At 37.1% G+C, this 12,235-nt stretch carries 12 protein-coding genes and 1 pseudogene; 1 reads left to right on the plus strand and 12 read right to left on the minus strand.

Annotated features, from left to right (window positions below):
• The first annotated feature begins 21 nt into the window (after positions 1–21).
• Complete coding sequence (locus tag ACLFMM_RS01860) at positions 22–1,356, plus strand: MBL fold metallo-hydrolase (RefSeq protein ID WP_410807014.1); 1,335 nt, start codon at positions 22–24, stop codon at positions 1,354–1,356.
• Positions 1,357–1,374: 18 nt separating this feature from the next.
• On the opposite strand, the gene ACLFMM_RS01865 is transcribed toward ACLFMM_RS01860, so the two are convergent.
• The 12 genes and pseudogenes from ACLFMM_RS01865 to mbhE all read right to left on the minus strand — a co-directional run bounded on the left by ACLFMM_RS01865 (position 1,375) and on the right by mbhE (position 12,066).
• Positions 1,375–1,602: a hypothetical protein gene (locus ACLFMM_RS01865; protein WP_410807015.1), complete on the minus strand. Its 228-nt coding sequence runs from the start codon at positions 1,600–1,602 to the stop codon at positions 1,375–1,377.
• Positions 1,592–2,668 (minus strand): L-threonylcarbamoyladenylate synthase, encoded by a 1,077-nt coding sequence (locus tag ACLFMM_RS01870; protein ID WP_410807016.1) that lies wholly within the window; start codon positions 2,666–2,668, stop codon positions 1,592–1,594. Before ACLFMM_RS01870 ends, ACLFMM_RS01865 begins: the two co-directional genes overlap by 11 nt.
• A 36-nt stretch (positions 2,669–2,704) precedes the next feature.
• The gene (rbcL, locus tag ACLFMM_RS01875; RefSeq protein ID WP_410807017.1) at positions 2,705–3,991 is read right to left on the minus strand and encodes a type III ribulose-bisphosphate carboxylase; all 1,287 of its coding nucleotides are present in this window, start codon (positions 3,989–3,991) and stop codon (positions 2,705–2,707) included.
• 334 nt (positions 3,992–4,325) lie between these two features.
• Positions 4,326–5,039: pseudogene (locus tag ACLFMM_RS01880) on the minus strand (MBL fold metallo-hydrolase).
• A gap of 38 nt (positions 5,040–5,077) precedes the next feature.
• Positions 5,078–6,115, minus strand: coding sequence for a phosphatase PAP2 family protein (locus ACLFMM_RS01885; RefSeq protein ID WP_410807018.1), 1,038 nt, complete (start codon positions 6,113–6,115; stop codon positions 5,078–5,080).
• A gap of 119 nt (positions 6,116–6,234) precedes the next feature.
• Positions 6,235–6,582 carry a monovalent cation/H(+) antiporter subunit G gene (gene mnhG, locus ACLFMM_RS01890; RefSeq protein WP_410807019.1) on the minus strand — a complete coding sequence of 116 codons (348 nt, stop codon included), beginning with the start codon at positions 6,580–6,582 and terminating at the stop codon, positions 6,235–6,237.
• A complete protein-coding gene (locus ACLFMM_RS01895) occupies positions 6,579–6,797 on the minus strand; it encodes a monovalent cation/H+ antiporter complex subunit F (protein WP_410807020.1) in 219 nt (72 codons plus the stop codon). The genes mnhG and ACLFMM_RS01895 overlap by 4 nt, the downstream gene beginning before the upstream one ends.
• Positions 6,798–6,841: 44 nt before the next feature.
• Complete coding sequence (locus ACLFMM_RS01900) at positions 6,842–7,333, minus strand: Na+/H+ antiporter subunit E (RefSeq protein WP_410807021.1); 492 nt, start codon at positions 7,331–7,333, stop codon at positions 6,842–6,844.
• The gene (locus tag ACLFMM_RS01905; RefSeq protein WP_410807022.1) at positions 7,330–8,874 is read right to left on the minus strand and encodes an NADH-quinone oxidoreductase subunit M; all 1,545 of its coding nucleotides are present in this window, start codon (positions 8,872–8,874) and stop codon (positions 7,330–7,332) included. The genes ACLFMM_RS01900 and ACLFMM_RS01905 overlap by 4 nt, the downstream gene beginning before the upstream one ends.
• Complete coding sequence (locus tag ACLFMM_RS01910; RefSeq protein WP_410807023.1) at positions 8,871–9,287, minus strand: NADH-quinone oxidoreductase subunit K; 417 nt, start codon at positions 9,285–9,287, stop codon at positions 8,871–8,873. The genes ACLFMM_RS01905 and ACLFMM_RS01910 overlap by 4 nt, the downstream gene beginning before the upstream one ends.
• The gene (locus tag ACLFMM_RS01915; RefSeq protein WP_410807024.1) at positions 9,284–9,700 is read right to left on the minus strand and encodes a monovalent cation/H+ antiporter subunit B; all 417 of its coding nucleotides are present in this window, start codon (positions 9,698–9,700) and stop codon (positions 9,284–9,286) included. Before ACLFMM_RS01915 ends, ACLFMM_RS01910 begins: the two co-directional genes overlap by 4 nt.
• The gene (gene mbhE / locus ACLFMM_RS01920; RefSeq protein WP_410807025.1) at positions 9,700–12,066 is read right to left on the minus strand and encodes a hydrogen gas-evolving membrane-bound hydrogenase subunit E; all 2,367 of its coding nucleotides are present in this window, start codon (positions 12,064–12,066) and stop codon (positions 9,700–9,702) included. The genes ACLFMM_RS01915 and mbhE overlap by 1 nt, the downstream gene beginning before the upstream one ends.
• Between the last annotated feature and the right edge of the window lie 169 nt (positions 12,067–12,235).

A 12,235-nucleotide genomic window follows, 5' to 3' on the forward strand; every position in this document is an offset into this window, starting at 1 on the left:
AAAAAAATAAAATCAGAAGGGTTGGCACATCTTTCCTATTTCATAGGGTCAGAAGATGAAGCGATTGTTATAGACCCTAGAAGGGATTGCCAGTTATATGTAGACCTTGCATTTGAGATGGGTCTGAAAATTAAGTATATTTTTGAAACCCACCGGAACGAAGATTATGTAATCGGTTCTCTGGAACTTGCAAATCTAACAGGTGCAGAAATCTACCACGGTAAGTATCTGGATTTCAAATATGGAAACAATGTCAAAGATGGAGACGTTTTTTATTTTGGGTCATTGAAATTAACCGCAATACACACACCCGGGCATACCGATGAAAGTATGTCATATCTGTTATCTGAGCTTGAGACTGGTGATGAAGGCATAATGGTTTTTACAGGAGATACTTTGTTCATTGGTGACACTGGAAGAACCGACCTTTATGGTCCTGATGATGCATCCCGTTTGGCAGGTAATATGTATGACAGTATTTTCAACAAATTACTCCCTATAGGTGACCACGTGATTCTTTGTCCTGCTCACGGGGCTGGGTCTATCTGTGGCGGTTCTATCAGCGAACGGGAACAAAGCACACTTGGAATAGAAAGACGCAAAAACCCTTCCTTACAGGTAGAAAATAAAGATGAGTTTGTGGATTTAAAAAATTCAGAGCACCATTATATCCCTCATTACTTTAAGAAAATGGAAGAGTACAATCTCAAAGGTGCTCCTTTAATGGAACCAACATATCCTCTGTCGCTATCAACCCAGGAATTTAAACAGCATATCAATGATGGTGCTGTCATACTGGATACCAGAGAACCTGTCTCTTTTGCTGGTGCCCACATAAAAGGTTCGTATAATATCTGGATAGAGGGAATACCTGCTTTTGCAGGATGGGTGTTATCCTATCAGAAACCGATTTTACTGACCATGGAAGAGAAAGAGCATCTTGAAACTGTTACGCGCTACCTTCTTAGATTGGGATTTGACAACATAAAAGGCTATTTAAAAGAAGGGATAGAATCCTGGTACAATGAAGGATTGAAAATTGAAAAATCATGGCTAATGGATGTTCACAGACTAAATGACGAGATTAAGAACAACAAATTGACTGTACTTGATGTTAGGCGTAATGATGAGTGGGAAAAAGGTCATATTGAGAATGCTGTACACATATATGTAGGTGAACTTGAAAACCGCATCAATGAATTACCTACCAACAAACCTATTGCTGTAGTATGCAATGTAGGACGCCGAGCAAGCCTGGCGGTAAGTATACTTAAAAGGAATGGATTTGATGAAGTCTACAATGTGCTAGGCAGTATGACAGCATGGGAAAATGCAAATTACAAAATGTTAAAATAAAAAATTAATATTTGTACATCATTTTCTGGACTGTCTTCTTGCCATAAAGGTTGTACCTGCGGTGTACAAAAATATTATAAACCCAAGCCATATAAAATGTTCAGCTACGCTTTTGTAACCCAGCAACATAAGGATTAATCCGATACTGAGAACTCCTATATTAACCATATTTATTTTCTTGTTCCTTCTAATTATTTCTGCACCTTTTTGTTTTTTAACCATTTGCTCCTTTTTTTCAGGTTTCAATATTCTCACCTTTTTCCAGAATTATTATCTCGTTAGCTGCTTTCTGCAATCTGTTAATAACTGCGGACCCTACACCATCATATTCTATTGACCCATCCACAATAATTATGTCCAAATCAGAATCATCCAGTGTTCTCAGTCCTCTGAACACATTGCTTGCAATCTTTTTGATATCATCTCTATTTCCAAGCAGGAAAGTATCTAAACCTTTTTCAGTTATGTAATCAGCAGTATCATTGGTTGCCAGTAATCCTACTTTCAAACCTTTCTTACGATAATCAGATATAATTTGATTGATTGTATCTGAAATCCCGTTAAATCCTTCCACAAGCACGACCTTTGCAGACGGTGAATAATGAATATACTTCATACCAGGTGATTTTACTTTTTTACCTACCATTTTTTCCTTGCTGTAGCCAATTTCTAATTCAGGCATATATATTTTCAAATCTTCAATACCTACACCACCTGGGCGGAGGATTAGTGGTTTTTCAGATGTCATATCCACAACAGTGGATTCGATTCCTATATCCACAGGCCCTCCATCAACAACTGCATCGATTTTATCATAGAGGTCGGAGATAACATGGTCTGCTGTTGTGGGACTTGGTTTCCCGGAAATATTGGCACTTGGTGCAGCGATAGGAATACCTGCCTCTTTTATCAACTCAAGTGCTATTCTATTACCCGGCATACGTATTGCTACTGTATCCAATCCACCTGTTGTTACATCAGGTACTATTTTCTTTCGTTTCAGGATTAATGTAAGTGGACCCGGCCAGAAGGCATCCATCAATACAAAAGCATCATCAGGTATGTTTTCTGAAAGTTCCATTACCTGTTCTTTTGATGCTATATGAACAATTAAAGGATTATCTGGGGGTCTTCCTTTTGCCCTAAATATTTTATACACAGAATCAGGTTCCAGGGCATTAGCTCCAAGACCATAGACTGTTTCGGTTGGGAATGCAACCGTCCTTCCATTTTTGAGGATTTCAGCAGCTTTGCGTATGGATTCATTGAAGTTACTGCTGTTTATCCTGAGAATCTCTGTTTTTTTGACCATATGATTTATAGAACATATATTATACAATTATTTAAACTATTTATAACTCCACTTATCAAGAGCAGATTTCAGTTCTTTATGGTTGCCGGCATATTCATCCAATGGAACACCCTTAAGAGCTGCATCAACCGACTGGCGGCATGCTGTTGCTCCTGCTTCAGTACCCATTGGATGAGCGTGTATCCCTGCCCCAAACTGCATGATAACATCTTTACCAAACATATCATACAAATCAGGAATCATTCCTGGTTCAAGACCTCCTGATGCTACTGGCATCATGGGTTTTATATTACTCCACTCCTGTTCAAGTATATTAAATTCATCGTTTTCAGGCACGTGATTAAGTACGCATTCATCCTTGAGGGAAAGTACTTCATTTACATCCCCGTGCATCTTGCCAACCACTGTACCTATATGCAATTGATCATGACCGATAAGGCGGGTGAGTTTTGCAAGTGTTCCCATGTTTACCCCATGTCTGGGATTTCTTGTCATTACTGAATGCATGCATCTATGGGCATGAATGGCAAGATCCATATCTTCGGTTGCTTCACGAAGGGTTTGGAGAGCACTCCATCCGGCTGTAATTATATCAATCATTACATATTTGCCACCCAAATCATTGATAACTTCTGCCCTTCGAAGCATTTCTTCACAGGTAGGAGCCGTTATATTGCACAGGTACATTTTACGTTCCCCTGTTTCCTTTTCCGCCTTTACTTCCGCATCCAGTGTAAGTTGTGCTCTCTTATCAAAAGCATTGAATTTTTGGTTTGTAAGGTTTTCATCATCTTTTACAACATCACATCCACCCACAAATGATTTGTAGGCAACTCCAGCATGTTGTTCAGAAGACAGACCTACTTTGGGTTTTACAATAGTACCAACCAGTGGTCTGTCATAGACTCTGAAGAGGTCACGTACACCATCAAGCCCGAATTTTGGACCCCTGAAACTATTGAGTACATCTTCCGGAAAAGCAATATCCTCAAGGCGAAGGTTTTTCACAAGCTTCATACTCATTATGTTGCCAGCTATAGCACTGAGTATTTGGGGCACGGAATCTATTTCAAATAGGTCCTGTTTGTATGCAACTTTCACTGTTCCACGTTCTTTATCAATAGAAAAAACATGGGGTTTTAATTCTTGAGCCCTTTCAGGACTTAATGTGGAGATATCACTCCATGTATCTATTGAACTTTCACCTGCCATATGGTTGCATGCTTTTTCAAAGCTCACACCATCTGTCGGTTCTATATAATATTCACATACCAGTTCATCGGGTCCTGGTTCGTATTCTGTATCAATATAATCTTCCCGCATAATACTCAACCATTGATAATTTAATATCTTAGATTATTAAATAAGTTGTTACTCTGAATTAACAGTGGTATATAAGACTTTAAAATTCAAAAATATATGCCTGCATAAGCTTTTAAAATCGGTGAAATGATAAAAAAGTATAAACTATCCAGATATACATCAGACAATTCCCATTGCAGTGACGACCGTGTAAAGTATCATCAAAACAAATATCAGAACAGCACCATAAAGCGCAATTTCCAGAATATTTCCTATATAATTAGTAGCCTTATCCAACATAGAATAAAAATTTAAAATTAAGTCAATATAAATGTTTCGATATTAAAATACAAATTTAAAATAACCCATTAATATTAAAGCTATTTTTTATTGTTTGTTTTTGAAAAAAACATTCCCTGAATTTTGCAAATGGAATAGGTTTTCCATGCCCCGGGTAAATGACTTTACAACCAGTGGATAAAAGTTTTTCCCAGCTTTCAATTAATGCTTTTTCATCATCAGCAAATGGTGGATAAAAGCAATTTGTAAATACATTAAAAAGTGTATCCCCCACAATTGCATAATCATCATTTACAATGACACTTATTGAACCCCGGGTATGTCCCGGTGTTGTAAGAATTTTAATCCCTGGAAAAATTACAAGTTCACAATCACCATCAATAATAAAATCCGGATTCACAGGATCATATCTTGTTTTGCTGGATGAAAAACGATTTGCAATATATGAAATAGTATTTGAAAATACCGTGGTACCTCTGGGAACCGGCATATACCCCTAATTCAAAAATTTTAACTCATCTATGTGGGCAAAAATTTTGGCACCACTCCTCTTTTTTATTTCAGCCAGATTGCCCGCATGGTCGTAATGTGAGTGTGTCACAATAATATAATCAAGCTCTAAAAATTCAAATCTGTTAGAAGATAGAGTGTACTCCATATTATGAAGATGTCCCTGGATACCGGTATCAACAAGTAATTTCAGATTATTACCGATGACCAGATAAGCGTTTGAATTCCCCATCCTGAAAGGTACTATTTTATAAGTCATGTATTATCAACAGGGTTTTATTATTTACAATTTAAAGGTCAGTTTTCAGACCGTGATTTTTTACTAAACCTTGTTTTTATCTGCTGTTCCAGCATATGGGCGAGTGGATGATATTCCTGGACAGTATTACAATAAGGGCATTGAGTAGACTTAACGGATTGAAGTGGTAAATATTCCACAGGAATTTCAAATGAACAATTGATACATAAAACTGTAATCGATGAATCAGACATACCAAATTTCTCTCCAAAAAAGGATAATATTTTTGTAGGTAACTTGATTATGGTATCCCTGTATCTGGTTACAATCAAATATACAATCAATGCCAGTGCAATACCTGCTACCATATCTGTTATCCAGTGTATTCCAAGATAAAGTATAGTAAACAATATGGAGGTAGTGACCACAATGGAAAATAATTTATAACGCAAAAAATTTGTTCTAAAGGTCGCGATCATCATTGCCATCATGGACATCGCTGTATGTAAACTGGGCAAACAATTATTAAGACCCGGGTCACTCATTTCAATACCATGTACAATAATCGGGCTCAGGTTATATAACAATGGTTCAACACTTTGAAGTGTATGTCCTGTTACTTTTACCGGGAAAAATACAAAAACAGGATAGGCTATTATATATATAAGTACAAATGCAATAATATATTCTTCAAGGGCTTTGAATTTACGGGTATAGACAAGTATAAAAAATGTGAACACCAGTAAAAAAGGAAATCCCAGTAAATATATGACACTACTAATGTATGTCAGTGATGGTGTAGCAATATTTTGGAAATAACTAACTATATTACCCTCAATCATTATTAGATATGTGGCATAGTTTACATAAGAGCTTATACCTAGTAAATCTGTAATTGCAGCCTGCATATCAACCAAAAAATATACAAGAGTTACAGGAAGCATATAAATAGCAGAGCCAATGATAAGCTCGTTAATTCTATATTTTCCATGTGAACCCCTGAAACCATCCGGAATAAATACATAATAACCTACCAGTACCAACAGAGATAATAGTGGTATCATTGCTAAACTCAATATATATTGAGACGGTATCATATCTGCAACCTCCGGAGAAAAACAATCAATGAGCTATCAAGGAATAAATAGTGAATAAATTAAATATATATATATATTTCGACCATCCATATTATTTATTCAGGATACAGGATATGTAATTATTTCTTATAAGTTTCACAATACTCATCAATTATCGTATCATCACATAGGCCTACACCGTGTCTGTGAGCTGCACGACCTATCATATGAGCAGCAACTGGTGCTGTTAACAGCAGAAACAATCCTATGGTTATTGCTTTAAGTCCCATAGCATTGAATCCTACCCTTAGTAATAGGCTTAACATAACACCAAATGCACCAAGTGTTCCAATTTTTGTAGTGGTGTGTAGCCGATTATATACATCTGGTAAACGAATCAAGCCTAATGTACCAAGGAATACAAAAAACAAACCAATGATAAGTATAGCATTACTTAGAATTTCAAGAATAAAACCAAATTCTGTCAAAATACCACTCCTTCATCAAGATATTTGGATATCGTTATAGTTCCTATAAATGTAATTATTGATAATACAAGTGCTACGTCCATAAAAAACACCGAACCCTGTATGAAAGAATAAACACCAAGTGTTGCCACTATAGATAGTGTCATTGCATCAAGTGCTACTACTCTGTCGGGAATTGTAGGTCCTTTTACAACCCTGTATACACAGGGTATCATCGAAAATATCAGAAATGTAAGTACAAAATCAAACAATATCGTAGTTATTCTAATGCCTCCAGTATGTATTTTTCCATATTGGCAATTGATGCACGTATCCTTTCACGGTCATCTATATCGATCGCATGTACATACAAAACAGACCTATCATCCGCCACGTCTATGGAAAGTGTCCCAGGTGTAAGTGTAATTGTGTTTGCAATTGCAGTGATTCCTACATCTGTTTTTGCACGTATCGGTACTTCAATGATACCGGGATTGATGTTAATTCGTGGCTGCAGTACTATCTTTGCCACCAGAATATTAGCTTTTATTATTTCTTTAATAAGCATTGCCAGGTATTTTAATTGTTTTGGAATCCGCCTTAGCTTATCTCTTATACTTATATCAGACTCAAAATTGTAAAGCGATTTGAACGGTTTGATTACAATAGGGCTTAGAATCAATCCGAAAATAAAATTAACAACACTTACATCCCCATTAACAAAACACCACAAAATTGCAAGTGGTATAGAATAGATAATATATTGTTTCATCGCACATCCCTCGTTAGTACTGCATTAATATAATCTTGGGGGTCAAGTACCTGAGATGCCGTTGATTGTGCAAATGATAAAAGTGGTTCTGCATACAGCCCAAAAACAATTACCACTAGCGATAAAATAACTATAGGTACTGACATCTCCCAGGATATTCCATGTGAATGATACTCATCATATTTTTCATTTCGTACTTCTCCCCAGAACATCCTCTGCCATGCTTTAATCATATAAAACACTGTAAAAATTGCAAATATTAGAGCTATAATTATCGGGATATAGTATCCCCCTGTGATACCCGAATCAAAAAGCACAAATTTGGCAATAAATCCACCCATGGGAGGGATACCTGCAATAGACATTGCTCCTATCAGAAACATTCCACTTAAAAACGGTGCGTTGTTCACCATACCACCCATCTTCCTCATATCTCTTGTACCTGCTTCATGGATGATGCTCCCAGAGGTCATAAACAACATCGATTTTGCAACGGCATGGTTTGCAAGATACACAAGGGATGCTGCTATTGTAGTTACAGTACCCATACCGATTCCAAGGAATACATAACCAATTTGACTGACACTGGAATAAGCCAATAGGCGCTTGATGTCATCCTGACCAACTGCTGATATCGAGCCTATGATAATTGTAGCAAGTGCCAGGAAAATGATTATCGGCTGGAATATATACAGTGTCCCATTAAATATCAGGAAAAATATACGGATTACTCCATAGGCACCCACTTTTATAAGCACACCACTAAGCATTGCACTGATAGGTGATGGTGCTGATGGGTGTACATCCGGTAGCCAGTAATGGAGTGGGAAAATTGCTGCTTTATTACCAAATACAACAATAAAAAGCAATGCTGCAGGAAACACATGCCAGGGTAAATTCCCAGCCTCGTTCATGAAATTTATTTTTGCAGCCATATCAGCCATATTCAAAGTTCCCACTGTTGCATAAAGTGAAGCTATCGCAATTAACATGATAAAAGAACTAACCATGTTCAATACCAGGTATTTGAAAGTTGCTTCCATTTTATGGTCACTTTTAGTAAAACCTCCCTTACCGTATGCCACTACAAGGCCACAGGAAGATAAAAGCAAAATTTCAAAGAATACAAAAAGGTTGAATAGGTCACCTGTAAGGAATGTTCCATTAAGACCTGCTATAAGTAAATTGAAAAGTGAATGATAGGTTGAACTCAATGACTTATCTTCCATGTAGTCCATTGAATACAGCAAAGCTAGGAATGATATACCACTGCTTAAAAGCACCATACCGGCGCTGAGTAAATCGGCTACTAGTACAATACCATATTTGCCCCATTCACCTATATCATACACAATGATGCCATTGTTCCATACATTAATTATGAGTAAAACACTAAAAACAAACAATCCAAAAGATACCGCCAGATTAATTATTTTTTGGACCGTGGGCACTGATCGCAAAAACATCATAAGTGCTGACAGCAGGATAGGTACTGCAACCATTAAAATAGGTAGATGGTCAGTCATTCCAGCTATATTCATCCCCATAACCTCTTGAGTTCAGTTATATCTGTGGTACCATATTCTTCATAGATTCGATAAGCTAGTATCAATATGAATGCTGTAATTGAAAATCCAATAACTATTGCCGTGAGGACAAGCGCTTGTACAAGTGGGTCTACATAAACGACTTCATTTGCACTTGTCACAACAGGTGCCAGTATATCATTATCCAACACATCCTTGAATAATATTGATGAGCTTGTAGATTCATGTCCATCTATTATAGGCGCTTTTTCACCGTTGAATAATCCTGTAGATACAATAAGAACATTAACCGCGTGAGATATAATACTTAAACCTATTATAACTTTTACAACATCTCTCCTTAAAATCAGGAAAGTCCCCAGTCCAAAGAGTATGGCAATAGTTAATGAAAGGACTGCATTATTCATTTATCATCACCTACTTTTTTAAAGATAAACAATAAAGAACCGATTACAACAAAATAGACACCTATATCAAATAATGTAGATGAGACAAGTTCAAGCTCACCAATAACAGGTAAATGTACAAATTTTATAGAGCTTCGGAAAAAATTATATCCAAATATAATAGCTCCAAATGCTGTTGATACTGAAAGCAATAAACCAAAACCAAACCATTTTCCCCAGTCAGGATTTAAAACGGATTTTATAGATTCGAGCCCAAATACAACATAAAGCAGTGATAAAGAAGCTGCAAACATAACTCCTCCAATAAACCCTCCACCTGGACTGTTATGTCCTGCAATCAAAAGAGAGATTGAAAATAATATAATTAAAGGTACGCTGATTTTTGATATAGTTTTGGTAATCAATGTAGTCATTATTTCTCACTCCTGCTGTGAACCAGATTATAAACACCAAGCGCTGCCAGGCATAATACTGCGATTTCACCAAGTGTATCATATCCTCTAAAATCGACCAGTATCACATTAACAAGATTGTGTCCACCTGTAAGAGGTACACTTTTTTCGATAAAATAATATGAAAGAGGTTCAAAAGGTGACACTATCCCCTGTGTAGCGTTAATCAATACAATAAAAACCCCTGCTGATACTAAACCAGATATAAATATATCTCTTGTCAAAGTACCCTTAGGGATTTTTTCCCTGAATGTCTGAGGGATCCGTACTATTACAAGCAGGAAAATAATAGTAGTTAATGTTTCCACAAGTATCTGGGTTAATGCCAGGTCAGGAGCCTTTAAATAGATAAACAGGAGACTTACCATATATCCAAGCGAAGATAGTGCAATAATTGCAGGAAGGTATTTTGGAAGAACTGTCGCTGCAACTGCTGCTACAACCATCAACAACATGAGCAGCGCTTCATAGGATGGTACATTAAAACTCAAGGTTTGAGGTATCAGGTTACCTGAAAGAATTATTAAAGGCAGAGCTATTAAAACTATCACTAAAATCAGGAGTGCATTGATATAGGTTTTGATAGGACCGGGTTGTAAAATTGATGATATACGGTGTGCATTGGTCCGTGCATTGTTTACTATTGAATCATAATAATAATTGACACTTATCTTGGGATATGATGCATTGAATTTATCCTGCCACTGTGCAAGAGAATCATACTTTGTGTAGGTGAGCAAACCAAGTATGAATGTAACTATTGTCATCATAAATGCAGGAGTGAATCCATGCCAGTGGGTTACATGCAGATGCACTGTTTCAAGAAGTATACCGGATGTTGTCGGCTCTATAACACTATGTACAGGTATAGATGGAACCAATCCGAAAAGTACTATAAGACCCGCAAGTAAACCCGCAGGTATTAACATCACATAAGGCGCTTCATGTATATGGTGTGGCAAAAATTCATCCTTGCGTTTTCCAAGGAATATACCATCTATCAATTTTATAGAATAGGCAAATGTTAACACCCCACCGATAACTGCAATCCCGGGAACCAGTAAACTAAACGGGAAACCAAGAGCAGCACCCATTTCTACAGATGATTCATAAAACATTTCTTTACTCAGAAATCCGTTCAATGGTGGGATGCCCGCCATTGCAAGTGCCCCTATAAAGGCTACAATAAAAGTTAGAGGCATTTCATGTCGCAAACCACCCAGTTTCCGGATATCCCTTGTCGCAGCTTCGTGTGCAACGATACCAGCCACAAGGAACAGGCATGCTTTAAATGTTGCATGGTTTAAAAGATGGAAGGTTGCTGCTGCAACACCTATACCTGGTTCGTGATATGTCGTATATCCATACATGGTTACAAGGTAAGCGAGCTGGCTAATGGTAGAAAACGCAAGTATTCCTTTTATATCGTTCTGCCGGAAAGCCAGGAACCCAGCAAGCACCATGGTCACCATACCTGTTCCCGAGACCAGTAAAAACCATGCTTCAGTTCCTGAAAATATTGGATGTATACGGGCTATGAGGAATACTCCTGCTTTGACCATTGTAGCAGAATGTAAAAATGCACTTACAGGTGTTGGTGCTTCCATTGCGTTTGGCAACCATATATAAAAGGGGCCCTGAGCAGATTTGGCAGCGGCACCTATGAATATAAAGACCAGTGTAACAAGAAATAAATCATGACTTTTTATACGTTCTATCGTAGAAGGGTCATTAAGAATAGTTGGTATGTCGAAAGTACCGGTGATGGAATGGAGCACTAAAAAACCTATAAACATCACCAGTCCACCGGCTGCAGTGATAATCAGTGATTTTGTTGCACCATATATCGACAGTGGTCTGTGTCTCCAGAAACCAATCAACATGAATGATGTAATGCTTGTGAGCTCCCAGAATATGAAAAGCTGAATGGTATTGGCTGAAAAAACCATACCACTCATAGAACCCATGAAAAGCAGAAGATATTGATAGTACCTTGATAGGTCTTCTTTATGGGACATGTATCCATTAGAATATGACATTATGATTATGCCAATTCCTGATGCTATCAATCCTATTAAAAGACTTAAACCGTCTGCATAAATACTGAATTCAACACCTACAGATGGTATCCAAGAAACGGCGTCTGTTACAATCTCACCATGGATAATAGCAGGTGCTACCGATACAATCAGCAAAAAACTTACAACTGCAATTGCTGATGCGAACCATCCTATCCTATGTTTCAGGATTTTTTGTGCTACCGGAACCAATGCTGCGGATATAAAAGGTAAAAAGACTGCCAGCGCAATTGCCGTAAATGGATTCATGCACATCCTGATACGTTTTCAAATATATAACTGTTTTTAATTAAGAATTGATATACAGATAAACATAGGAATTGAGCTGTGAAAAAATTAGGTTAAATAGAAATTAATTACAATGATAGGCTCTGTAGAAATCCTATTCTGATAAAACTCTTTAATTCTGAAATGTTTT

Origin of the sequence: Methanohalobium sp. (assembly GCF_046546175.1) — an archaeon.
In the GTDB taxonomy this organism is placed as follows: domain Archaea; phylum Halobacteriota; class Methanosarcinia; order Methanosarcinales; family Methanosarcinaceae; genus Methanohalobium.